At 42.5% G+C, this 25,472-nt stretch carries 20 protein-coding genes and 1 other annotated feature (1 of these 21 only partly in view); of the genes, 11 read left to right on the top strand and 9 right to left on the bottom strand.

What is annotated here, in order from left to right; all coding sequences use genetic code 11:
• Window positions 1–73, bottom strand: a sequence feature (Thr leader region); it reaches 49 nt to the left of the window's first position.
• Window positions 12–80: a thr operon leader peptide gene (gene thrL / locus M1F03_RS20000; protein WP_071599685.1), complete on the bottom strand. Its 69-nt coding sequence runs from the start codon at window positions 78–80 to the stop codon at window positions 12–14. Its footprint overlaps the feature before it by 62 nt.
• 657 nt (window positions 81–737) lie before the next feature.
• Between thrL and arcA the strand changes: the two genes are divergently transcribed.
• On the top strand, window positions 738–1,454 hold the full coding sequence (arcA, locus tag M1F03_RS03225) for a two-component system response regulator ArcA (RefSeq protein ID WP_004926714.1): 717 nt from the start codon (window positions 738–740) through the stop codon (window positions 1,452–1,454).
• Window positions 1,455–1,531: 77 nt separating this feature from the next.
• On the opposite strand, the gene creA is transcribed toward arcA, so the two are convergent.
• Complete coding sequence (creA, locus tag M1F03_RS03220) at window positions 1,532–2,008, bottom strand: protein CreA (protein ID WP_154622193.1); 477 nt, start codon at window positions 2,006–2,008, stop codon at window positions 1,532–1,534.
• Between the two features lie 253 nt (window positions 2,009–2,261).
• Here creA and robA point away from each other — a divergent pair, with 253 nt between their 5' ends.
• Window positions 2,262–3,158: an MDR efflux pump AcrAB transcriptional activator RobA gene (gene robA, locus M1F03_RS03215; protein ID WP_154622194.1), complete on the top strand. Its 897-nt coding sequence runs from the start codon at window positions 2,262–2,264 to the stop codon at window positions 3,156–3,158.
• Window positions 3,159–3,283: 125 nt separating this feature from the next.
• On the opposite strand, the gene gpmB is transcribed toward robA, so the two are convergent.
• Window positions 3,284–3,931 carry a 2,3-diphosphoglycerate-dependent phosphoglycerate mutase GpmB gene (gpmB, locus tag M1F03_RS03210; protein ID WP_154622195.1) on the bottom strand — a complete coding sequence of 216 codons (648 nt, stop codon included), beginning with the start codon at window positions 3,929–3,931 and terminating at the stop codon, window positions 3,284–3,286.
• 52 nt (window positions 3,932–3,983) lie between these two features.
• Between gpmB and yjjX the strand changes: the two genes are divergently transcribed.
• Window positions 3,984–4,520, top strand: coding sequence for an inosine/xanthosine triphosphatase (yjjX, locus tag M1F03_RS03205; RefSeq protein WP_154622196.1), 537 nt, complete (start codon window positions 3,984–3,986; stop codon window positions 4,518–4,520).
• 160 nt (window positions 4,521–4,680) lie between these two features.
• Here the strand turns inward: yjjX and trpR are convergent, their stop codons facing one another.
• Together trpR and sltY are read right to left on the bottom strand one after the other, a co-directional pair.
• Window positions 4,681–5,001 carry a trp operon repressor gene (gene trpR / locus M1F03_RS03200; RefSeq protein ID WP_154622197.1) on the bottom strand — a complete coding sequence of 107 codons (321 nt, stop codon included), beginning with the start codon at window positions 4,999–5,001 and terminating at the stop codon, window positions 4,681–4,683.
• Window positions 5,002–5,071: 70 nt separating this feature from the next.
• Entirely contained in the window at window positions 5,072–6,985 is a 1,914-nt protein-coding gene (sltY, locus tag M1F03_RS03195; protein ID WP_251465070.1) for a murein transglycosylase, read from the bottom strand.
• Between the two features lie 677 nt (window positions 6,986–7,662).
• Between sltY and M1F03_RS03190 the strand changes: the two genes are divergently transcribed.
• Together M1F03_RS03190 and ettA are read left to right on the top strand one after the other, a co-directional pair.
• On the top strand, window positions 7,663–8,190 hold the full coding sequence (locus M1F03_RS03190; RefSeq protein WP_231131827.1) for a bactofilin family protein: 528 nt from the start codon (window positions 7,663–7,665) through the stop codon (window positions 8,188–8,190).
• A gap of 533 nt (window positions 8,191–8,723) precedes the next feature.
• Window positions 8,724–10,391: an energy-dependent translational throttle protein EttA gene (gene ettA / locus M1F03_RS03185; protein ID WP_154623553.1), complete on the top strand. Its 1,668-nt coding sequence runs from the start codon at window positions 8,724–8,726 to the stop codon at window positions 10,389–10,391.
• 77 nt (window positions 10,392–10,468) lie between these two features.
• Here the strand turns inward: ettA and nadR are convergent, their stop codons facing one another.
• The 3 genes from nadR to serB all read right to left on the bottom strand — a co-directional run bounded on the left by nadR (window position 10,469) and on the right by serB (window position 14,535).
• Window positions 10,469–11,701 (bottom strand): multifunctional transcriptional regulator/nicotinamide-nucleotide adenylyltransferase/ribosylnicotinamide kinase NadR, encoded by a 1,233-nt coding sequence (gene nadR, locus M1F03_RS03180; RefSeq protein WP_154623552.1) that lies wholly within the window; start codon window positions 11,699–11,701, stop codon window positions 10,469–10,471.
• A 113-nt stretch (window positions 11,702–11,814) separates the two neighbouring features.
• Window positions 11,815–13,203 (bottom strand): DNA repair protein RadA, encoded by a 1,389-nt coding sequence (gene radA / locus M1F03_RS03175; RefSeq protein WP_163860677.1) that lies wholly within the window; start codon window positions 13,201–13,203, stop codon window positions 11,815–11,817.
• Window positions 13,204–13,557: 354 nt separating this feature from the next.
• The gene (serB, locus tag M1F03_RS03170; protein WP_154623550.1) at window positions 13,558–14,535 is read right to left on the bottom strand and encodes a phosphoserine phosphatase; all 978 of its coding nucleotides are present in this window, start codon (window positions 14,533–14,535) and stop codon (window positions 13,558–13,560) included.
• Between the two features lie 123 nt (window positions 14,536–14,658).
• Between serB and M1F03_RS03165 the strand changes: the two genes are divergently transcribed.
• Window positions 14,659–15,411 carry an AhpA/YtjB family protein gene (locus M1F03_RS03165; RefSeq protein WP_249999834.1) on the top strand — a complete coding sequence of 251 codons (753 nt, stop codon included), beginning with the start codon at window positions 14,659–14,661 and terminating at the stop codon, window positions 15,409–15,411.
• A gap of 44 nt (window positions 15,412–15,455) precedes the next feature.
• On the opposite strand, the gene M1F03_RS03160 is transcribed toward M1F03_RS03165, so the two are convergent.
• Window positions 15,456–16,238 carry an energy transducer TonB gene (locus M1F03_RS03160; RefSeq protein ID WP_249999832.1) on the bottom strand — a complete coding sequence of 261 codons (783 nt, stop codon included), beginning with the start codon at window positions 16,236–16,238 and terminating at the stop codon, window positions 15,456–15,458.
• 182 nt (window positions 16,239–16,420) lie between these two features.
• On the opposite strand from M1F03_RS03160, the gene M1F03_RS03155 reads away from it, so the two are divergent.
• The 5 genes from M1F03_RS03155 (at window position 16,421) to M1F03_RS03135 (ending at window position 25,369) form a co-directional block, all read left to right on the top strand.
• On the top strand, window positions 16,421–16,957 hold the full coding sequence (locus tag M1F03_RS03155) for an RNA polymerase sigma factor (RefSeq protein WP_154622152.1): 537 nt from the start codon (window positions 16,421–16,423) through the stop codon (window positions 16,955–16,957).
• Entirely contained in the window at window positions 16,957–17,943 is a 987-nt protein-coding gene (locus M1F03_RS03150) for a FecR family protein (protein ID WP_251465068.1), read from the top strand. The genes M1F03_RS03155 and M1F03_RS03150 overlap by 1 nt, the downstream gene beginning before the upstream one ends.
• Window positions 17,944–18,060: 117 nt before the next feature.
• Window positions 18,061–20,835: a secretin and TonB N-terminal domain-containing protein gene (locus M1F03_RS03145; RefSeq protein WP_251465067.1), complete on the top strand. Its 2,775-nt coding sequence runs from the start codon at window positions 18,061–18,063 to the stop codon at window positions 20,833–20,835.
• Window positions 20,836–20,883: 48 nt separating this feature from the next.
• Entirely contained in the window at window positions 20,884–22,590 is a 1,707-nt protein-coding gene (locus tag M1F03_RS03140) for an ABC transporter ATP-binding protein/permease (protein ID WP_251465065.1), read from the top strand.
• The gene (locus M1F03_RS03135; RefSeq protein WP_163860672.1) at window positions 22,580–25,369 is read left to right on the top strand and encodes a M16 family metallopeptidase; all 2,790 of its coding nucleotides are present in this window, start codon (window positions 22,580–22,582) and stop codon (window positions 25,367–25,369) included. Before M1F03_RS03140 ends, M1F03_RS03135 begins: the two co-directional genes overlap by 11 nt.
• Window positions 25,370–25,472: the final 103 nt, after the last annotated feature.

Genomic DNA, 25,472 nt, shown 5'->3' with positions numbered 1-25,472 from the left:
TTTTGGATGCGTCAGCCCGCCCCGTTTCCTGTGGTTACGGTGGTGGTAATAATAATCGTAGTCAGGCTGATGTTACGCATAAATTTCTGTCTGTCTCTTGATTCGTTACTTTCTCCCTATACGGTTAAAGCAATTATAAAGAAATGTCAAATTTATTTACCCAAAAAACAGATTACTGGTTATTTTACTTATCAAAAATTATGCTATCTCTTCAACAAAACTTAATGACAACACGACTCAATACCACATTTTGTCAATTTTTAAATCCAAAAAACCAACAATTGGCGATATAAAATATTTATGCGTTATTTTAAAGAAATATCCGGACAGATGGTGACTTATTGGATTAATTCACTCAATGAGTAAAAATAAAAACGGGGCGTATTTTGCTCTTTATCTGATAGTTAAACATCTACTGAATTTGTAAGATTTTCTTCCTAACAAATTTTGTTAACGTGCTACAATTGATTTTGATATGTATCAACAAAAGTTATTTTTTTAGGTGGTAAATGAAGTATTAGCTGTTATATTGCTGTTAACAGCCCAACGTTGGGAAAGTGCCTAAATTTTGATTCATTTTTGAATCTGATAACAACAGAGGCGACAAAATAACGTTGACTCAAAGACATATTTATAACCCATAGACGCGTTTTTCCAGCAAAAACAAAATCAAAACCACCTAATTTGGAAGCGTTCTATGAGTTCACTATTTTATTTTAAAACTTTAGGTAGCAAATATGCAGACCCCACACATTTTGATTGTTGAAGATGAGATTGTCACACGCAATACACTAAAAAGCATTTTTGAAGCTGAAGGCTATGTTGTCCATGAAGCGACTGATGGCGAAGAGATGCACAATGTTCTGTCCGAACATGACATCAATCTTGTTATCATGGATATTAACTTGCCTGGCAAAAATGGCCTCCTTCTTGCTCGTGAATTACGTGAACAAGAAAGTATTGCGCTAATGTTCCTAACCGGTCGTGATAACGAAGTCGATAAGATCCTTGGCCTTGAAATTGGTGCCGATGATTACATCACCAAACCATTTAACCCGCGTGAATTAACAATTCGTGCGCGTAACCTACTTTCTCGCACTATGAATTTAGCGGGGGGTACGGAAGAGCGTCGCTTAGTTGAAAGCTATAAGTTTAATGGCTGGGAACTTGACATTAATAGCCGTTCACTGATTAGCCCAGCAGGCGAGCACTACAAGTTACCGCGTAGTGAATTCCGTGCGATGTTGCATTTCTGTGAAAACCCAGGAAAAATTCAAACTCGTGCCGATTTATTGAAAAAAATGACCGGCCGTGAGTTGAAACCCCATGATAGAACTGTTGACGTGACTATTCGTCGTATTCGTAAGCATTTCGAATCAACACCTGATACACCAGAAATTATCGCAACAATTCATGGTGAAGGTTACCGCTTCTGTGGTGATTTAGACGAATAAGTCACCCTGCACAGAAAAAATAAACCGGCTTAATCGCCGGTTTTTTGTTTTTTAAGCCAGAATATTTTAAACGGTATTTACCACGGCATAATTGGCACTGCGCTGAGTGCATTTTTAGGTGACCCGTCGATCATTTTATCCGAATACGTTAAATAGATTAGCGCATTACGCTTAGGATCATAAAAACGTACCACTTGGAGTTTTTTGAACACTAATGAGGTTCGTTTTTGAAATACGACATGCGCTTTTTTCGGAGAACGTTTGATACGCTCATTCAACTCAATCGGGCCTACTTGCTGACAAGAAATTGCCGCATCAGAAGTATCCTCAGCTAAACCTAGCCCACCTTTGATGCCTCCCGTTTTCGAGCGACTGAGATAGCAGGTGACATTATCAACATCGGGATCATCAAAAGCTTCGACAACAATTTTATGATCAGGGCCAAATATTTTGAAAACGGTATCGACTGAACCAATTTCTTCCGCGAATGACGCGAAAGGCAATGTCGACAGCAGTGATGCCAATAATAGGTGTTTCAGCTTGCAAAAATGCATACAGGTTTCCTTATCAACCAGAAGGCTTAGTCTCGCTTATTATATACTCTAACTGATTTGAATTGCAGATAGATTATTATCAACGGACTTGCGGTATGAAATATGACAACTATAAAAGAAGTTAATCATTTTCTTTGCAACTAAATGGCAAATACAACTCTTTTACTATAAACGAAAGGGTTAACTTGATATAGAATAGGCGTTCCTTGATAACCTATATCTGTTTTTTAAGTCTTACTGACTAGGGATATACATGGATCAAACAAATATTATTCGTGACCTTCTACGCTGGATCGATGATAACCTAGATAAGCCTCTATCACTCGATAATGTTGCTGCAAAAGCCGGTTATTCTAAATGGCACTTACAACGGATGTTTAAAGACGTTACCGACCAAGCGATTGGTGCCTACATTCGTGCCCGTAGACTCTCTCGCGCTGCCGTTGCGTTACGCCTCACCAGCCGTCCAATTCTTGATATTGCTTTACAGTATCGTTTTGACTCACAACAAACCTTTACGCGAGCATTTAAGAAACAGTTTAATATCACTCCAGCCTACTATCGCCGCAGTGATGAATGGTGCGCGACAGGCATTTGCCCACCAATTATCTTAGATGAGCATAAGCATTTAGATCATGAATTTGTCGTTATGCCTGAACAACCTTTAGTTGGACTAGAGCAGAGTTGTTCTTATTCTTTAGAAGAGTGGTCAACGGCTTGTTCAGAAATGCGTCAAACATTTTGGCATTATTATTTAGAGCATACTACATCTATCGCTTCAGAAGTTTTTGGCTTGCACCATGCTATCCATAATACTGAAAAAGAAGATGAGCAAACGGTGTTCTACACAACCGCGGTTAAACCCGAAGATGCCAGCTTTAATAATGCAGAATATACTCATCTGACTATCCCCGCGGGGGAATATGTCAAATTTAGCTTTAGTGGCGAAGCAACACGTTCGGCGATGCAAGAGTTTTTATATCAAATTTATGGCATTTATCTGCCTAAACTCAATATCACACGTCGACCTGGCTATGATATCGAACATTACAAAATTAAAAATGCCGAACTCCGTGATCTAAACCATCACCATGATGACCCCAAATCACATGTCGCGGCTTTTGATTATTATGTGCCAATAAAACGCTAATTATTTGGAGTTTCAATGTACTCATCATCATTATTCAAACTGTAGCTTTTTTGATATCACGCTAGCTACGATTTGAATTGTTCAGAGTATCTCCTTGTTGAAACTCCAAATATTGACGCTCTTTGCTAGGCTTGCTGCTCATCTAAAGCTGGCTGAGTAAGATGAGTGATTTCTCCCGTGCTTTCAACAATCCATCCATTCGCGAGCCAAGGGCTGTTTTGATAATCGACCCGTGAGATGGAACAGTTACGTAAACGCAACCGGCGTTCTGAATAGGCTGGTACACCTAAAATACGACTTAATAATGTACTCAATGCGATACCATGACTGACTAATAAAGGTTTACTGCCCTCTGGCAGCTCAAGGCAGCTATTCAACGCAGCAAACATGCGCTGATAGAGTTCCTCCATCGATTCACCTTCAGGAATGCGCCCGCCTTCAGTGCCATCAATCAGGCTTTTACGCCATTGCTCTTCTTGTTCCGTCAGACTATCTATTTTTCTCTGTTCAAGAACACCCATATTGAGTTCACGAAGTCGCGGTTCTATGATAATTTCCCCACCGCAAACATCCGCAATTATTTGTGCAGTTTCGCGTGTGCGTCCCATATCACTAGTGATAATATGGGTAATGCCTTCTGATTTAATTCTTTCGGCAACTTGCCTTGCTTGCAGACGTCCAGTGGCCGTGAGAGGGCTGTCAGATTGGCCCTGTATACGGCGAGCTACGTTCCATTCAGTTTCGCCATGGCGAACAAGATAAACCTGTAACATAGATGTGTTCCGTTATTACTTTGCGAATTATGTGTTCAAAGGAAAATAATTAATGTACCAAGTTATAGCTGCAACGACTAATCCTGCCAAAATTAAAGCGATTCATCTTGCTTTCGATGCTGTTTTTGGGCCTGGCAGTTATCAGATAGAAGATATTAACGTTGATAGCAGCGTTCCACAGCAACCTATCGGTAATAATGAAACCCGTACTGGAGCAAGGCAACGCGTAATGGCATCAAGACAAGTCCGCCCTGAAGCCGATTTTTGGGTTGGCATTGAAGCGGGAATTGATGAGGACATGACTTTTGCGTGGATTGTTATTGAACATAAACAAATCCGTGGAGAATCACGTTCAGCAAGTATTATGATCCCAGAAAAAATTCTTGCGGGTATTCGAGAAGGACGTGAACTTGGTGAAGAAATGGCCGATTTAACGGGCATCGATAACATTAAGCAGCAAGGTGGTGCTATCGGATTCTTTACTAACGGGGTGCTAACACGTACAAGTGTCTACCAACAAGCACTGATACTGGCGCTGGTTCCCATTAAGCATGAAATTTATAAAGAGCTAAACCAGATAGAAGATTAATTATAACGAAAAAATAACAATAGGGGCAGTCTTTGCCCCTATTTGATATGATGAATAACACAAATTAAATAAATGATTGTGGCAACACAGGGTGTCATCACGCATACATAACTCATGCAGGCCAAATTATTTAATTTGATATTATTAGTTAGCTCTTTGATTATTTAAGTAATTGTTCCTCTAGCCACACTTTCACCGATTGCGGCGCAGATTTTAAACTATTTGAACCTCGTGTTATGGTTGCAATACCAACACCGAGTTCATTTTTTAATTCTCTTTGACTCATTTCACCACGCATCAGCTCCTGAACAATGCGTACTCGGGTGGCAAGCGCTGTGCGTTCATCAGGGGTCAGCAACAACTGTAAAATAGGATGTTGCAAGTCTTGCTCAAACGCGAGCTGAAGTAACTTAACGAAGCGTTGCCAATCATCGTTCTCATCAGTCGTGAGTGCGGGGTCATTCAGGTGATTTGCAGTCATGTTATCCAACCATACTATTTAACTAGTACAAATGATAACACATTATTCAGCAAATCACCTGTAAAACCTCTTAATACTTCATTAACCACTCACTATCGGTCAATACAGGACCACTTTGCCCCATAAAGTAACGATAGAAAACGTCGTATGACAATACATTCTTCACGTAGCCCCGTGTTTCAGAGAAAGGAATACTCTCTACAAAGGCAACAGCATCAAGACGCCCACCGCTGTTACCCAACCAGCGAGTCACCCTTGATGGGCCAGCGTTATAAGCCGCACTCGATAAAATACGGTTGTTAGAGAATTGCTGATAAACATCCTCTAAGTAAGCCGTACCAATCTCAATATTTTTCACTGGGTTCGTCAGTTGGCTTGTATTCACATAGCCACTAATACCTTGTTTTTGTACGGTGTGCTTAGCGGTTGCGGGCATCAACTGCATAAGGCCCGTTGCGCCAACTGGCGAGCGAGCTTGTGGGTTCCAAGCACTTTCTTGACGGGCAATGGCCATCGCATAACTCTTAGAGACCGTTTTATCTTTGGTGTGGCGTTCGAACTCTTTTTCCCATGCTAATGGGAAACGCTCTTCCAAATGATTCCATAACTTGCCTGTGATCGTCGCTTGTACGCTTAAATCCGCCCAATTATGATTAAAAGCATAACGCGCAAGTTGCTCTTGCTGATTCGCGGGGCGTGAAGCGACTAAGCTAACCCACTCGGTTCGCGCTAGATTATCCATCTCCCAATACATTAACTCTTTAACCCGTTGAATCTCAGCTAACTTATCGAGATTGCTGTCTGGTTTTTCCGCCGTTTTAATATACAGAGGATATTCTGTATTTAATTTTTGAGCAGCGACCATCGGATAGAAACCTCTCCCATCCATGAGCTTACGCAGTATCGTTTCACCCTCGGCTTTTTTACCTTCATCGATGAGAGTAATCGCCTGCCAATACTGCCACTCTTCTTTATTCTTCGCATCAGTAGGTAGCTGTTTTAGCCATTTAGCGACCCCAGCTTTATCACCCGCACCAAGCGCTAAACGCACTCGACGCTCTTTTAAAGCCGTTGAATCAGTTTCACTGATCACTTCATCACGCCAATTGGCTTGTTCTGGCGTAACATCCCCCATATATTGCCAAGCGATGCTATCTTTCAGCTTTTGCGTTTCCGCCATATTCATTTTTTGCGCACTGCTGATCCCTCTTAATGCAGCGCGTGCTTCATCCGGTGATTGGCGAGCATAACGGCTAAAACCTGCGATTGTTGCCTGACGAGAAAAATCTGTTGGCGTCATCGTTTTCGCAAACTGAGTCACTGAAGCAGGGTCATTTTGTAATTTAACTAATGCATCACCAATTGTTTTATAGTTTAGGGGAAGCCGTTTAGCGAGGTAAGCGGCCATTGATGTGTTCCCAGCATCAATCGCTAGGTGGATCCGCTCAAGGATCATTTCTGGCGTTAAATAGCCTGCCTTTTCCCACTCATTAAATAACTTATCACAGGCGGCGGGCATCGAACGCCCATTTAACCAAGATTTTTCAGCGCCTTGCCATGCTAGGCTTTTATTCCCCGTAGCCCAATTCGCATAATAATAATTACATTTTGCCTCGGCGGGTTTTGGTTCCTCGGGGCTAAATGCCAGCAAGGACTTCCACTCCTGGCGGCGAGCCAACTCATTCACAAAACGATTTTTTAATGTTTTTGCGACTGGCAACGTTGGGTGTGAATCAATAAAAGCCTGCACTTGGCTCGGTGAAATAATATCGAGATCTTGGGTCAGCTCTCGATATTCTAAATAAGGATATAATGGATACTCTTGTAGCGTAGGCAATAGACGCTCTACCTCATCCATTTGTTTAGCATCCCAAGCTTGTTTGATGGCTTGGTAACGCTCTCTTTGTGCTTGTAGAGAGTCTGCCCATACTGTTGTGGACACCAACATCATGGCAATCGGGGCTGCCATCAACAATTTTTTCATGCTTAATACTTCCCTATTCCTGCAACACGCTGAGTTTTTGACCATGATAACTATAACTGATATAAACCTGTTAAGCTTACTCTTATCAAACAAAATCTTAGAGTTAAAAACAACCAGAGTGTTCCTGAAGTCACGATCACCCATATAAATGATCTTTTGATAAGCCCAAATACCCATCAAAAAATAATCTAATCAACTGAATTAATTAGAATAAAGTCATGTACACTCAATCAGATTTTATGTAAAAAATTATTTCTATTAGCATAAACATCTCATACTGTAAAATACTGAAAAAACGCATACAAACAAATAATTAATAAAAAAATTAACCTAACACAAAATTTAACGCTAAACACAAGATACACGATACTCTAAAAAAGAGTATTACTTTTGGTAAAAAATGGACAAACATTAGACTTTGTTGTTAAATAATCTAAGTCGTTAGACAGAAAATGATTCAATTTTAACAATGCGAGGCTCATTTAGAATAATCAATTACCCTTTTAAAATGGGATAGGGATATGGACTTCAAAAACTTATTTTTTTCTATTTTAGGGTGCGGATGGGCCTATCTATTAATATATACATTAATGGATGTCTATTGGTCTATTGTATCTTTGCCTTTTTTAATCATATTCTTCATTATTTTTTATATACTCTCTACAAGGAATAAACGGATGTTTACAAAAAAAAATAAAGATAATTTAGTCGAACCAGTGAAAACTGATGAAATCGCCTACAAGAAAGAGGTTATTGAGCCAAAAGAAGAAAAATTACCTCAAACACCCGCACCAAGAAAAAGCACCTCCATTTCAAGTAGTTGTAAAATATCTGGCGATTTTATTTTGGATGATGACATTCAAGTATTTGGTCATATAAAAGGCAGTATACGCAGTAATAATGGTGTTGTGACCATCCAAAAAGAAGGGGTTGTCGAAGGCGAAATTTATGCTCAAACGATCTCAATCAATGGCAAAATGAAAGGGTTATGCGTATCTGAAGATCTTGATATCTTAGAGAATGGCCAGTTAGATGGTATCTGCCAAACTAAAAACTTAACAATCAAGAAAGGTGGCGTATTTACAGGTACCTCAGAAAGAACTGATAAAAAAATATCTAGCCATGATGTTAAAAATGAACTTACACAAAAAAAATCAGATGTGATTAATTTAGGTGTGCCTTCATCTTCCCTGCCTACTCGATAAGTAACCTATCAAACATTTATTTTATAGCGGTAATCATTCCGCTATAAAATGATAATTAATACAGGCTAGCTATATTTAGAACTTATTACCAAATAGCTTTATTGCGCTTGGCTGAAATACATCAAACGCTTATCACTGCTCTGTATAAATAGTCGTGATACCCTCAAATTATATTTTCAAGATCTCTCTTCTATATTGATAAAAGAATTAAGTAATGGCTGTTTTAGCTTTACTTATCTTAAATTTCACGTCAGTTCACTTCTGGACATAAACTGTTTACTCACAATGCGCCGTTATCTAATGCCTCACCAAATTCCCCCTTGTTGAAGCACTCTTTTAGCCTAGAAATAGACAACTATTGACTTAAAGTGAGGAACAATTAGAGTGAGACTCAGAAAAATTTGCAGATAGGACGTAAAGCTTACGGCAGCAAACGCTACCTAAGGTATAATAAGGGTATAAGAGCGTTATTTGTATGCGAAAAGCGCTATCGAATATTGAACTTTCATTTATAAAACAATAGGTAAAATAAATTGGCTCAATACGTTTACTCAATGCATCGGGTTGGAAAAATTGTTCCGCCGAAGCGTCATATTTTGAAAAATATTTCTCTAAGCTTCTTTCCTGGAGCAAAGATTGGTGTTTTAGGTCTCAATGGTGCTGGTAAATCTACATTACTGCGTATCATGGCAGGTATTGATACCGATATCGAAGGTGAAGCACGTCCTCAACCAGGCATAAAAATTGGCTATCTTCCACAGGAACCTAAGCTCAATCCTGAGCATACTGTTCGCGAAGCGGTTGAAGAAGCCGTTTCAGAAGTCAAAAATGCCTTGACGCGTTTAGACGAAGTGTATGCCGCTTATGCGGATCCCGATGCTGATTTTGATAAATTAGCTAAAGAGCAAGGCGAATTAGAAGCCATTATCGCGGCACACGATGGGCATAACTTAGATAACCAACTGGAACGTGCGGCCGATGCTTTACGTTTACCCGCTTGGGATGCAAAAATTGAAAACTTATCGGGTGGTGAACGTCGCCGTGTTGCTATCTGCCGACTGCTGCTAGAAAAACCCGATATGTTGCTCCTTGATGAGCCAACTAACCACTTGGATGCTGAATCCGTCGGCTGGCTAGAACGTTTCTTGCACGACTATGAAGGCACCGTCGTCGCGATCACCCACGACCGTTACTTCCTTGATAACGTTGCAGGTTGGATCCTTGAGCTTGACCGTGGAGAAGGTATTCCATGGGAAGGCAATTATTCATCTTGGTTGGAACAAAAAGATCAACGTCTAGCACAAGAAGCCTCTACTGAAGCTGCTCGCCGTAAATCGATCGAGAAAGAACTCGAGTGGATCCGCCAGAATCCAAAAGGCCGTCAGGCTAAAGGAAAAGCACGTTTGGCTCGCTTTGAAGAGCTTAACAGTGTTGAATACCAAAAACGTAATGAAACTAGCGAACTCTTTATTCCACCTGGTCCACGCTTGGGGGATAAAGTTATCGATGTTGAGAATTTATCCAAATCCTATGGTGACCGAGTTCTCATCGATAATCTGAGTTTCTCTATTCCTAAAGGTGCAATCGTCGGTATTATCGGTCCGAACGGTGCGGGTAAATCAACCCTATTCCGCATGATCTCAGGCCAAGAACAACCTGACTCAGGGACTATCACGCTTGGTGATACGGTGAAGATTGCTTCCGTTGATCAGTTCCGTGATGCAATGGACGATAGTAAAACGGTTTGGGAAGAGATCTCTAACGGGCAAGATATTATGCGTATCGGCAACTTTGAGATCCCAAGCCGTGCATATGTTGGCCGTTTTAACTTTAAAGGCGTTGACCAAGGAAAACGTGTTGGGGAGTTATCCGGCGGGGAACGTGGTCGTCTACACTTAGCGAAACTGCTACAAGTTGGCGGTAACGTCCTGTTACTCGATGAACCAACCAACGACCTCGATGTTGAAACATTGCGTGCGTTAGAAAACGCCCTGTTAGAGTTCCCTGGCTGTGCCATGGTTATCTCGCATGACCGTTGGTTCCTTGACCGTATTGCAACACATATTATTGATTATCAAGATGAAGGCAACATCACCTTCTTTGAAGGTAACTTCTCTGAATATGAAGATTACAAAAAACGCACCTTAGGTGCAGAAGCACTACAGCCTCATCGTATGAAATACAAGCGTATGAGCAAATAGTCACGCATGATTGACCAACACAAATACCTCAATAATGGGGTATTTGTGTCATTACTCTAACTTAACGATGAATAGGCTCACTCATCTAACATCAATAATTGCTGAACTAACGAGATACAGGTTAGAAAACGGCTGTCGTAGTCGGGTGATTCAACTCGAACAAACTCAACATGATTTTTCTTTAGCATTTCAATCAGCAATGCTTGGAATTCTTGCCGATCTTTTTCACTGCCTAAGCTACGTAACCCATCGGCCACCCATGGAGTGTTGTTTTCCAATAAGATGACTAAATCAAAACGGTATTCATCAATTAGAGCCTGAACAAAAGGATGTTCTTTTCCTTCGTAGCGCTTACAAAAAGCCTGTGTCGTAATAAAATCGGTATCGATAAATGCGACCTTATTGGCATATTTAACAGCAAAATCAATATATTGAGCATGACCTAACGCAATTTTGTCATAGTCAGAATATTGCAATGCCATCTCATCACCACCGAGGTGGGAAAAAACATAGTCTCGTCCAAATTCCCATGCGCTAGTCGTATTAAAAATATTAGCCAATTTATTCACTAATGTGGACTTGCCGCTCGATTCTCCACCGAGTATGGCGACTTTACGCACAAAGAAGGGTTTGACTTCTGTTGGAATATAATCCCAGTAGCGAAAAGGTGCCTGACGGATCTGATTACCGCTAATATTCATAAAGGTACGCTCAGGGTCGATTAAAATCGTTTCTATGCCTAAATATTTTTTGTACCTTGGCGCATCATTTTTTTCACCTGAGTAGATAAAACTTGGGTGGATATTCTGTTTTTTCAAAAACCCGAGCATGCCCTCACTCCACACTTCCCAACCATGTGGATAAGGTTCTATCCCCTGCTCATCAAATGAATGGATATGAATATTTTTTTGGTATTTGAATGTTTGTAATAACCAACGTAGGCGGTCGCTCACCGTAGGTTGTTGTGACATAGAACTATTCACAAACAAATCTTTATCGCGCGGTTCATCATGACAAAGAATAACATGCAGTTCATCGACTTGACTGCACGCACGTTGTATCAGGTAGATATGACCTGTATGCAAAGGATAAAACTTACCAAAGACGACCCCAATGATTTTTTGTTTATTGGGATATTCCAACCCCAGAAAACGATGGAGTGCCGCAATTTTTTGCGCACTTGGGCTTTTAATTTTATTGTTGATAAGCTGGCTGAGATAACCTTTGGTCATATCAGAGGCATCGGCAACTTGCTGTAGAGTATAACCCGCTTGCTTAATTGCATTCTTAAGATAGTCAAATTCAGCCATTTAATTTCCTTATATGCTTTCAATAATACGGCCTACAACTAGGTATTACGACAGTATTACTGCGAGATAACGTTCTATTTAACAACGTAAAAATGTCAATGATGCTTAATCTCTTATTCAAATTCATCCATCACGCTTAAAGCATCGGACAACTTTTTCACACCATACACTTTCATATCTGGAGGTAGCTTTTTAGGCATATTGGCATGAGGCACAATCGCGCGTTTAAAACCGTGTTTTGCCGCCTCAGAAATTCGCTCCTGCCCACTGGGTACTGGACGGATCTCACCAGCAAGCCCAACCTCACCAAATACCACTAAATCTCTTGGTAAAGGCCGGTCACGAAAACTGGAGACTAAAGAAAGGAGTAATGCCAAGTCTGCACTGGTTTCTGTTACCTTAACGCCACCAACCACATTAACGAACACGTCTTGGTCGGACATTTGTAAACCACCATGCCGATGCAGAACCGCTAATAAAATGGCTAAACGATTTTGTTCAAGCCCAACCGCCACTCGACGAGGGTTTGACATCATAGAGTGATCAACCAACGCCTGAATTTCCACCAGCAATGGGCGAGTGCCTTCCCACACAACCATAACTGAACTACCCGATGTAATTTCATCACCACGACTCAAGAAAATGGCAGAAGGGTTATTCACTTCTTTTAAGCCTTGTTCCGTCATGGCAAACACACCGAGTTCATTCACCGCACCAAACCGGTTTTTATGGCTACGTAAGGTACGGAAACGATTATCGGCATCACCATCCAGCATAATCGAACAGTCGATACAGTGTTCTAACACTTTCGGTCCCGCTAAAGAGCCATCTTTTGTCACATGGCCTACCATAATAATAGCGACACCTCGGGTTTTGGCAAAACGGGTAAGGTAAGCTGCGGTTTCTCGAACCTGTGCAACACTGCCCGGAGAAGATTGGATATCTGCCATATGCATCACTTGAATTGAGTCAATCACCATCAATTTGGGTTGTTCTTGTTCGGCAGTTAAACAGATTTGTTCGATACTGGTTTCAGACAGCATGTTCAGGGAGTCAGTGGGTAGCCCTAGACGGTGGGCACGCATGGCAACCTGTTGCAGAGACTCTTCTCCCGTCACATAAAGCGTTTTCATCTCTCGTGATAGTAAGCACATTGTCTGTAGCAACAAGGTACTTTTACCAGCCCCTGGGTTTCCGCCAATTAAAATCGCGCTACCAGGCACAACACCACCACCAAGCACACGGTCAAACTCTTTAAAACCCGTGGTAAAACGAGGTAACTCTTCAAGGCTAATTTCGGATAGCTTTTGCACGCGGCTGACACCCGCGGCATTGCCAGCGTACCCTGTTAAGCGGTCATTACGTGGAGATGAATGACTTGAGGCGAGGCGCACTTCTGTGATGGTATTCCATGCGTGGCAAGCACTGCATTGCCCTTGCCAGCGTGGATAATCCGCACCACATTCATTACAGACAAACGCCCTTTTTGCACCTTTTGCCACAATATTGCTCCTATTATCCCTTTTAACCAACTGCTTTTAATTCAAAAGTCTGTACCCTACATATTTAGCCTGTTTACGACTTATAACAACCTAAAAACGTGTCCTTTTAAGCCGATAGTACGCTAAATCATCAACTTATTTTTACCTTCACAGATAACCGTCTTAATCGTCGATGCTATACCGCCATCACACATTGCATTTTAAGTTATCAGTATGTGTTCCCCCACAACTCATCTTTTCTAAATAGTGTATGTTGTGGATAGGTATCAAACGTTCTTCCCCCCTAGCCACCTATTTAAGTATGCGACTAGGCGGGTGTGGATAACCGTACCACGACGCTAAATAGGGCGAATATTAGCGTTCCTCGTGCTTTAGCCCACCACTTAACACACACATCACCCCCATCAAATCGGCGTGACGGATAGCCACTTTGGCACGCGCATAGACTTTAGGTTTTGCATGATAAGCAATCCCTAGACCTGCTTTACGTAACATTTTTAGGTCATTCGCACCATCACCGATAGCCACAGTTTGTTCTATCGGAATGTCTAAGCGCTCAGCCAATTTAACTAATGTTTGAGCCTTAAATTTCGCATCAACAATAGGCCCTTTCACTTTACCGGTTAACTTACCATCTTTAATTTCCAGTTGGTTAGCCACGGCAGCGACCAGTTTGAGTTGCTGGCGTAGGTTATCCGCAAAGAAAGTAAACCCTCCGGATGCAATTGCAACATGCCAATCCATTGCCTGTAATTTACGCACAAGGCTTGTTAGGCCGGGCATTAATGGCAGGGAGTCCATGACTTGTTGCAAAATCATCACGTCAGCCCCTTTAAGTAACGCAACCCGCGCCCTTAAACTTTCAGTGAAATCGAGTTCGCCTTGCATTGCACGTTCAGTGACCTCAGAAACTTGATCACCGACACCATATAAACGAGCAATTTCGTCAATACACTCGATTTGGATTGCGGTGGAATCCATATCCATCAATAACAACCCCGGTGAACGTAAACGTGGAATTTGTCCAAGAGGCACGACATCCAATAAGCTTTCATCGGCTAATTTTTTGATACGAGGAGTGATGCTTCCTGCAATTCTGACGACTTGATAGTCATCAATTCGCCATGATGAAACAATGACAATTGCTATTCCTAAGCGCTGTTGAAAATCACTGATCCGCGCTTTATCCAAGCCACGCCCATACAATAACCAACCACTATCGCCTGCACGGTAATCTAAAGGCATCACTTCCTCCCCGCTCAGCGACAGTGGCAATCCAGGCCACTTCTGAATTTCATCGGGTAAATAGCAATAGGTCAAACTCGTTGACATGAAAATTAGCTCCTGTAATCGACTCAACTTTTTATAATAAAAATACGTTCCAAAACTACCCTATCTGTGTAAGCTCTGGCAACATGATGCCAGAGAATAGATAAAGAGCCCTTAGTGATTTCTATGAAACTAACATTTAAGCTTCACAAAACAGTGATCATCGTTATCTGCGTGGCATTAATAGCCCTATTAATGCAAGGCATATCCTATTTAGGTACTAGCCAAAATCAAAGCAGAGTTGAACAGTTTAAACAATTAACGCGTGTTTTGGCTGAACAAGTGGCATTCAGCTTATCCGATTATATCGTTTCCGGCAGCAAAGATTTTAATCGAGAACGAATTATCGCCAATTTAAAGAATGTGACGAAAGACAAATATATTTTGGATGCCAGTATTTATTCGGCTGGAGGCACATTAATCGCCAGTGCAGGAGAATCCGTTTCTGTACGAGAACGCCTCGCTATCGATAGCGCTCAATCTACTCAACCTTTTCAATATCAATTAGTGGTACCTATTCTTGGTCAAGAAGAACCGAAAGGCTACCTACGTCTTACTATCGATACCGAACTTTTAACCACAGAAATCCAGCAGGCAGATAACAGCACTAACGTGTTACGTTTTTTTATTTTATTCGCGCTATGCATTGGGTTTGTGCTCGCCAACACACTCTTCCGTTCCAAGAAAAAGAAAGGAAAGAATACCCCACCACAGTTAGTGGTTGATGAAGACAGTGGTACTGAAGAGGACGATAACATGCAGCCAACTGCATCGAAAAGAGCTCACTCAGAGAAAAAGAAACCTGAACATAGGCCTTATCGACCTAAGAAGCGACGGGCTAAAAGCAAACCCAATAAACCTAAATCCCCCGAACATTAATTCGATCATACAAATCGCTGAGGGCGTTTTCCTCAGCGAAATGATTAAATGGATTTAGTATCAAATACGATAGGGGCGATGAATTCAACTTTACCATCAATCAGTAAAGTTTCTGGTGGTACAGGAAAAGGCGCTGCACGATTAATTGTTGCCAACGCTTCTTTGTCGAGAATTTTGGTTCCCGATGAATTAATCAAGCTGGCACTAATCACTTCACCTTGACGGTCAACCGTCACTTTAACCTGAGACACCCCCATTGAGCGAAAGCGCAAGGCCGCCCTTGGATAACGTTTTGCTTTCGCTAAACGCTGATGAACTTCACTGTGCCAACCTTGGTGTCCACTCACCGCGGCAGAAGCATTACTCGAAAAATTAGCACGACTATTGGATGCACTGCCGGCTGTGGGCATTGACGTCACTGCGGATTCTTGAGTATTTAACGGTGCTTCTTCAACCACTTTTTTAACTTGTGGCTGCTGCTTTTTGGGTGGGCGTTTTTGTTCACTCACCTTGGTCAAGGTGCCATTATCGACTAAAGGGGTTTCAGGTAGTTTTTCCGTTTTTTCAACAAGTTCCGGTAAAACTTCCTCACGCGTCACCATTTGCTGTTTAGGTGCATGGTTCACTTCAGGCTCTGAGTGCTGCTCAAGCTGATAAACCCCTAATTGCAATGATATTGCTGGTGGTAACACCCCCGTTTTAGGAAGGGTTGTCGTTAACCAACCTATAAAAATCACTGCAAGTGTTCCGTGGAAAAAAAGACTTAAAAACAAACCGCCCAGTGGACGGAAAATCGGGCGCTCTAGATTGCCCGCGATACTGCTCATATTCTGCCTCACGACTTTATTTTTTGCAGATTATAGGCATAATACAAACAAAAATGATATTCATTATTATTAATAATAACTCATAATTAAAATATCTATTTGAATTAATACAATAAAGTAATTTGAGCAAATCCTTTATTACGTATAAATGCGTAATGTTAACTTTTTGACACCAGCGAAAAATGACTATCGATAAATCTCTTGCCCGAAAAATTAGCGGGGCATATCAGTCAACTTATAGCCAGCTTGTCCGCTTTTTCCGCAATCGACTCGGTAACAGCAATGATGCTGATGATTTATCACAGGATGTGTTTACACTATGGCTTAATCGAAAAGAGCAATCTCCGATAAAAGAAAGCCGTGCTTACTTGTTTAAAATCGCCAATCATGTGTTGATCGATCATTGGCGACGTCATCAACGGCTAGCAAAATCAGAAACTGATATCGATGAAGCCTTACTGGAGCATAATCTTGAGGCGACCCAAGATGATCCTAGTGAAATATTGGAGCATCAACAGCGTATACAACGGCTTAGTGAAGCAATCGACTCGCTTCCTCCGCGAAGACGTGAAGCCTTTTTGCTTTATCGATTTGATGGTTTATCGCAAAGCGAAATAGCTGAGCGTATGGAGATCTCCATCAGTATGGTTGAAAAGCATATCGCCGCGGCTTTGCTACACTGTAAAAAGCACCTTGATAATCAGAGCAATAATAATTAATGACACACACATCCCCCTCCGAACCGGATGCATTGGATTCTGTTGATGAGCAAGCAGCACTGTGGTTTACTCGCCAGCATAGTCAACAAATGAGTGCCGAGCAGGTAAAACAATTTACTATTTGGTTAAATGCATCCCCTGAGCATGCAAAAGCCTATGAGGCAATGGCAGAGGTTTGGCGTGAGTTTGATTCGATGCCTCGTCCTGCATCTGTGGAGGTATCACCTAAAAAACGCCCTTTCTTTCGCCTTTGGCGTCCATTGGGCAATACACTCGCCGCATTGTTTATTGTGACTATTTTATTCTTGCCTTATAGCCACTTACCTTCAATGATGCTCAATAATATGACACTTGCAGCCACTAATGAGCCAAAAGAAGTGACATTATCAGACGGCTCAACACTCTTTTTAAACCGTCAAACCCAGGTGCGTGTGGCCTATGAAACCGAAATTCGCCAAGTTTATTTAGAAAAAGGACGTGCTTACTTCAAGGTTAAATCTAATCCCTATCGCCCTTTTGTGATTTTAGCCGATGAAAGGCGCATTCGAGTCGTCGGGACGGAATTTGAAGTGGATAGGCATCACCAACAAGTCACCGTGAGCGTCAGTAAAGGCATCGTGAGTCTGAAAACAGGAGAAGCCCAAGAAGCCACTTACTTATTTGCGGGAGATAGCGCAATAAGTCCAACGATAAACAGCACAATCACTGTCCAGAAAATACCCCCTTTAGACGTTGCAAGATGGCGCTTCGGTGAACTGAGTTTTACCGATAAACCCTTAGCTGACGTGCTCACTGAGCTGAAAGCTTATTCAACGGTGAATGTTGAACTTTCGCCTTCAACGCTCGCACAGAGCAAAATTTCAGGAAGGATCAATCTACGTCAACCTGAACAATTTTTCCAAGCTCTGCCTATACTTTTACCCGTGCAGGTTATCTATCAAGATAAAAATAACATACTGATTATTCAGAATAAAAAAAATAAATGAAAATTATTTCGATTTACAGGTGAGGATAATTCTCATTTCACCCTCTTCTTAAGCAAATACGTACTATTTGCCATTTTTTAGCACTTTTTTGGTGCCGCTTAAGAATAAGGGATATGCATGTCTACTCGATTCACCCACAAACGGTTTCAGCCTGTTGCGCTACTTGTCGCTATCAGTAGTGCGATAAGCTGTCATTCCGCTATTGCTCAAGAAGTTGTTTTTTCACTTCCGGAACAACCTCTCGCAACTTCCGTCGCACAAATTAGTCAGCAAGGAAACCTTCAACTCCTCTATGACAAAAGCCAACTCAATGGGCTACGTGCGCCATCATTATCAGGCCAATACACCGCACAAACCGCATTACAAAAAATACTTATCGGTAGTGGATTAGAGTTGGTTAGTGATAACGGGGTGTTTGTTATTCGCCCACAAAACCTGAATCAAGGCACCTTAGTGCTTCCCGAAACACAAGTTTCTGGTGTCGTGCAAAATCACCCAGCAACCGATGTGATGTCTGCCCCACAATATGTGACCTCGGAAGAGATCAGCCAGCGTAACACGGGTGATGGCAATATTACGGATCTGATGAAAACCAATCCAGCAGTGCAATTTGCCAATAATGACAGCAACTCAATGAACCAAGGGGAAATCAAGCCTTCACGTATTTCAATTCATGGTTCGAGCAGTTATCAAAACGCTTATCGCCTCGATGGTGTGAGCTTCAACAATGATTTTGATCCCGCAGATAGTGGCCTTGGTGAAACAGCCACTCGCTTAAGCAGTAGCGATCAAGGGATCTATATCGATAGCCGTCTTATCGATAGCATGGCGGTGTATGATAATAACATTCCTGTTGAATTTGGGGGCTTTACAGGAGGAACCGTTGAGGTGAATAGCCGCCGCTGGCAAGGTGAAAACAGCGCTCACGCTTATTACCGGTTAACACGTTCAGGCTGGAACAACTTATTCCATGACCCCGCACTCGGAATCGATACGACCAAAAATGATACCGCTAACCCTGCTCGTTTCCAGAATCGCTACAATAAAGATGATTTTGGGGGTTGGTTTGAATTAGGTGTCAGTGAACATTCAGGGATTGTATTTTCAGCATCACGCCGCAGTTCCACGATACCAATGACGGTAACGGGGGGGGATTCCGTTATCTTTGATGAAAATCATCAAGTGAAAATGGTTGATTTCGCTTCAGGTGAGAAGAAGCAGCACCGCACATCGGATAACTACTTCCTGAAATATTCACTCGATCTCTCCGATAAAAGTACGTTGGATCTCTCAGCTAACTATGCTTCTTACGATAGCCGCCTATTTTCAGCCTCAGTGATGAATTCAGGTTATGATTCAACCCATGATGGTCTTGGTTTTACTGCGGTTTTTAAACATCAATTTGATATTGGCCAATTCGAGTTAACCGCTAACACCCAAACACTCAAAGATGATCGTACAGATGACCAGAAGTATTCTCTCACCGTCCGTGCTATTGATTATACCACCTATGAAACCGCGGAAAGTAGCAGCGGTGGTTTAGGCGATCTCACCTCAAAACAGAAAAATCATGGGTTAAAAAGTGTGATGCGCTTTAATGCTATGGAAGATGGGTTAGGCCTCACTCATAAACCCACTTTAGGCGCAGAGCTCAATTACACCAAAGGCACTTATCGACGAGATAAAGACTACTTCCGCTATACCTACACGGGTAGCATAGATAACAATGGCATGTATAACGGTTACCTCAGCAATGTTACTCGTTTCCAAGCAGGAAACCACGCTGCCGACTACACTAATTACGCCTTATTCCTTGATGACAATATTCAATATGGCAAGTTAACCATTCGTCCAGGGATCCGTTTAGATCGCGACGACTTCGTTAATCGTACCAATATAGCGCCCCGCTTATCCGGTAACTATGATGTCTTTGGCGATGGCAAAACACAGATTATTGCAGGTGCAAACCGTTATTACGGCCGCTCAATGCTAACCTATGCCTTATATGGTGCACAAAATGATGGTATGCAATTATGTAATAGCTATGGTGAGTTTGCCCCCTGCTCGCTTGATCCGAATAAAAACGATTGGGATAACAAAAAAGATTATGAAGGACTGGATTCACTTAAAACCCCTTATAACGATGAGCTAACCCTTGCGCTGCAACAGGAGATCCTATCAACCACATGGCGTTTACAGTATGTACACCGTGAAGGTTATGATGAGGTCAGAACACGCACCAAATACGATACTCGCGACGTTGATAAACGTAGCATTCGTACCTTTGATAATGGCGGTCGTAGTTCACACGACACCGTGACACTTTCCGTTAATAACAGCCAACCTTGGGAGTGGGCAGAAGCTTCTCATGTGATGACCGCCTCACTGACATGGCAGCAAAGTGAAAGTAATACGCCAAAAGATGCGGGCTATAACTCGTTTGACCCAGCCAATAAAGTTAATCTCAACAAAGTATGGTATGACGGTAAAGTCATCGATGCTTCAAAATTACCGTCAACCAGCTTTAACTCTCCATTTAAGTTTAACCTAGATCTGACCAGTGTTTGGGATGATTATGATCTCACTTGGTATAACCGCCTGCAATGGTGGGGAGCTCGCGACCAAGCCGTTCGCTATGACAATGCCTATGCATTTGATCCTGAATATGGGCAAGTTCGCAAATACAGCAAACAGCATTTTGCTAGCAAATATACATGGGATACCCGTCTTGGCTGGAAACCTGATTTTGCCTATGGATTTGGCTTCTCTGTGGAAGTGAACAATATCTTGAACAACAAAAATATCGCGGACCGTTTTGTGTTCGAAGATAGGGTGTTGAAATCTTACGATCCGGGTCGCCAGTTCTGGCTACAAATCAATTACGACCTTTAAATCTTGTTAGCTATGTGAGCCAATTACAACAACAATACGAAGAACGTCATGAAGACACTGAAACAATTTTTCTATTTAGTTAAACCTTTTTGGGGGCAGCGTACTGCCCTTTTCTGCTGGCTACTGCTTGCCGCCTCACTGGGGCTAACCCTGTCATCGGTCTGGTTCAATGTCAAAATGAACATGTGGAACGGTGATTTCTATAATGCGTTACAAAAATTTGATGGCCAGGCGCTCTATGGCCTCTTGCAATATTTTGTGGTGTTAGTCAGCGGATTGATTTTCGTCGTCGTTATGGGGAACTATCTCAAGCAAATGCTGATTATCCGTTGGCGTAAAGGCATGACAGAGGTCGTTCTCAATCGCTGGCTGTCTCCAAACAGTAAACACTATATGCTACGGTTAACCTCACAAGAGCCAGATAACCCCGATCAACGTATTGCAGAAGATATTCGTTTACTGATTGAGTCGACACTGAATTTGCTGGTCACCTTCCTGCATTCAATGTTAACACTGGTCTCCTTTGCCACCATTCTTTGGACACTGTCAGGCAGCCTCTCATTCAACTTAGTGGGCACGGATTGGTCTATTCCCGGTTATATGTTTTGGGCTTGTATTATTTACACGCTTATTGGTATCGCCTTAACACAATGGATTGGCTTCCCTTTGCGTCGTTTAAACATGGATAAACAACGCCGTGAAGCGGATTACCGTAGCGCGTTAATTCATTGCCGCCATCACGGCGATGCTATCGCGGGACAACGTGGTGAACAACAAGATAAAAAAGAGTTAATGCATCGCTTTGGTGAAATTATGCGTAACTGGAACCGATTGATCCGCTGTGAACGCAATCTTTCGTTTTATACCGTTGGTTATCAACAGGTGACAGCACTGGCTCCAGTCTTACTCGCATTACCTAAATTTCTTGCTGGCGAAATTATGTTAGGTGGCTTGATGCAATTACGCCAAGCCTTCAGCAGTGTGGCGACCTCATTAGGCTGGTTTATTTTTGCCTATAAAGAGATAGCGGCATGGCAAGCGACGGTATCACGTTTATACAATTTTGTGATCCTATTAGAAAATGACAAAGCAGCAGATGTTCAACTTACCGAAGAGCAACCGGCGCTTAATGCTGCGGTTAAAGTGACCACCTCAGATAATCGCACCTTAATTGAGCAGGTTAATTTAACCGCTAAACAAGGTGAACTGACCTTAATTTCAGGTCGCTCCGGTATTGGTAAATCAACGTTGCTACGCACGTTGAGTGGTCATTGGCCCTTCTTTACTGGCACAATTAAACGCACAAACAGCCTAATGTGGATCCCCCAACGCCTTTATCTTCCTACTAGCCGATTGAACTGCTTACTGGCATACCCTCAAGATATTGCTCAATTCACTGAAACCGACTTTAAGCAAGTACTCAGTAAGGTCGGGTTAGGCAAGTTGCATTATCAGTTAAATTTAGAAACCGATTGGCACAACCGATTATCGGGTGGTGAACAGCAACGCCTTATGTTTGCACGCTTGTTACTTAATCGCCCCAAATTACTGCTGTTGGATGAAACAACTTCAGCCCTTGATGAAAACAGTGCTCTTGAGCTGATTCAACTCATTAAGCATGAACTGCCAGACAGCGCGATTGTACTCGTCACTCATCAACGTTTTCTGTCACAAGTTGCTGAACAGATTATTCCTCTGCAAGAAGCGCCAACTCGCGCCAACATAACCACAGGAACCCCTGAATATGCTTCGTAACATCGTACTCATCACGTTTGTTGGCCTAAGCCTCATTGGTTGTGGGATGCCCGCAGCTTCCAATCTCAGCGGACACGATTTATTACCTGTTCGAACGGATTTACACCATTATCAGCTTGATAATGGTCTCAACGTTTATTTATTACAACGCTCTCAGCCGGGTGTTGAACTGCGTTTGCTAGTAAAAAGTGGTTCTTTGCAAGAGAATGAAGAACAACTCGGACTTGCGCATTTTACTGAGCACATGGCCTTTAAAGGCACCAAACATTTTCCGGGCACTACTGGTTTTAAACAATTAGAGCAACAGGGTCTGAAACTGGGCAGTCATGTCAATGCGATCACGAGCCTCAACTCAACACTGTATAAGTTGTCTTTACCCGAGGCCACACCAGCGCAAGTTTCAATCGCCCTACAGGTAATGGCGGATTGGGCCTCCAATATCTCATTTGATGAAGACGCGTTTGAAAAGGAACGCCCCGTGATTATTGAAGAGTGGCGTTTGCGTCAAGGGATGGGCTATCGCATCAATAATAGTCTCGAACATTTACGCTACCACGGCAGCCGCTACGCCGAACGCAATCCGATCGGTTCACTGGATATCGTACGCCAAGCCCCAATCGCGCTGGCAAAAGAGTATTATACAACTTGGTATCAACCACAACGTATGACCCTGTTGGTGATTGGCGATTTCAATCAATCCACCGTACGTGACGAAATCAATCAGCTTTTCGCCATGCCAAAACCAAAGAGCCTGTCTCAAGATAATCCAGAGTGGAAACAATTTGTTCACGCTAATTTTCTGCTCGTCCAACCGGTGTTTGATAAAGAGCAAGGTGCCCGTTATGTCCAGTTTGCTTTGCAGAAAGACATTATCGCACCTCTCAATACACGAGAAGGGCAATACGAAGATTTACTGGACAGCCTATGGCTCGCCATTTTAAATCAGCGTTTCTCTGTTTTAGTGGATAATGGCGTATTACCCGCGATTAGTATCAATGAACAAGGCTCAATGCTAGATAACCAGCGCTTACAACAATTAATGATTATCCACCCTAAAGGGGAGGATTATCTGGGGGCCACTCAGGTTTTATTTACCGAGCTACAGCGATTAGCAACTGAGCCTGTGACCCAAGAGGAGCTTGATAGCGCTCGACAAAATATCTTGAAAAAACTTAGCCAGCAGGCCGCTTCAGAACAGCGCTATGGCAACGACTATTTAGCGGGTCAATTAACCACCGCACTTGAATATGACATGCCAATGTGGAATAAACGCCAACAATTGGATAAAAGCTACCAGCTTATCGGGAAAGTTAAACCGCAAGATTTACAGCTGCACGTGGCGAACTTTTTAAATGAAGCCTCACCACGCTTAGCGCTCATTGGTCCTGATACTGACGCAACGAAAGTCAATCATGCGGACTTTAGTGAGCAGTGGCAAAATACTCGCCTAAGTTCACCGGGGCCATTCACCCTACGCTCTCAGGCCATCACACTGCAACTACCGCCAATTCCCAAAGGCTCTATCATCGAGCAAAGTGACCTCCCCGTCGCTAAAACTGAGCACTGGCAACTGAGCAATGGCATTAAGGTCATTGTTAAAGCAGATAATCACCTTAAAGAAGATATTCAGTTCAACTTACAGCTACCCGGTGGCCGTTCTCTCGAAACGCCTCAAACGGCAGGGTTGACTGATTGGGCGTTAAAACTCCCTGAAAGCAGTGGTTATGCTGAATACAGTGCGCGCGATTTAGCCTTACTCGCCAAACAAAACCAAATCTCAATTCGCCCTTATAGCGAATTACTGACCCACGGTTTTCGAGGCAAAACACCTATTGATAACCTAGACACCGCGCTGCAATTACTACATCTAAAACTGACTTCACCACAGTTTAGCGGTGAAAAATTAGAACAACAAAAACAGTCTTTTGCTTTGAATCTCACTAAAACCCCTGTTGAACGTACTTTCCTTGATAACATTAATAAAGAAAGTTATCAAAATGGCGCGTTATTAGTTATTGATCCACAAGGTGGCTGGAAAAATTTTACCGCGGGCCAGCTGCAACAGGCTAATCGCCAACTGTTGGATTCTACTGCCGATATGACACTCATCATCAGTGGTGCCATCAATAAGCGAGAATTAAAATCATCGTTGGAACAATGGGTCGCATCAATTCCCACCAGCAATCAAAAACTGGCTTGGCGAGACCAAGGGATCATGCCCAAAATGGAGAGCTTTAATAAACGCTATCCAATTAGTAGCAGCGATAAGAGTATGGTCAGCATCCAGTTTGCGGCTCCTGCACAATGGACACAGCAAGATCAACTCGCCATGCAATTGTTAGATACCATTGTGAGTCAACGCCTACGCGGCGAACTGCGCGAAAAAGCCAGTGGTATCTATGCTCTCGGTTTCTCACAACTGCTTGCCAAAAAACCGCAACCCTACTATTTTGCGCGGCTTAATTTTACCACCTCCCCAGAACGTACTGAGGAAATGAATCAAATCGCCCAAAAAACCATTCATCAGTTACGCCAATCAGGTGTCACCGGCCAAGAGCTGACTGAAGCAAAAAATATTTGGCTCACAGAACACGCCCAAATAACCGATAGCTCAGGTTATTGGACTGAAGCATTAGCGCAAATTGCCTCTGATGACCGGCAATATCAGCGCTTAAATCAACAGCAAGCGATTATTCGCCAATTACAAGTTGACGATATTAACCGTATCGCCAACCAATATCTGGGGAAAAACCCGAAAGTCTTTACGATGACACCGTAGCTATTGAAGGGGGAGTGTTCCCCCTTTATTTACCCAACACATTGCCTTACAAAAGTTTTTACATATAACCGTTTGACTCTCTGACGGCTTATATGATTAATGG

It is taken from the genome of Providencia sp. PROV080, assembly GCF_033688105.1.
GTDB classification, from domain to species: domain Bacteria; phylum Pseudomonadota; class Gammaproteobacteria; order Enterobacterales; family Enterobacteriaceae; genus Providencia; species Providencia zhejiangensis.
This window is presented reverse-complemented; position numbering and strand designations above follow the sequence as displayed.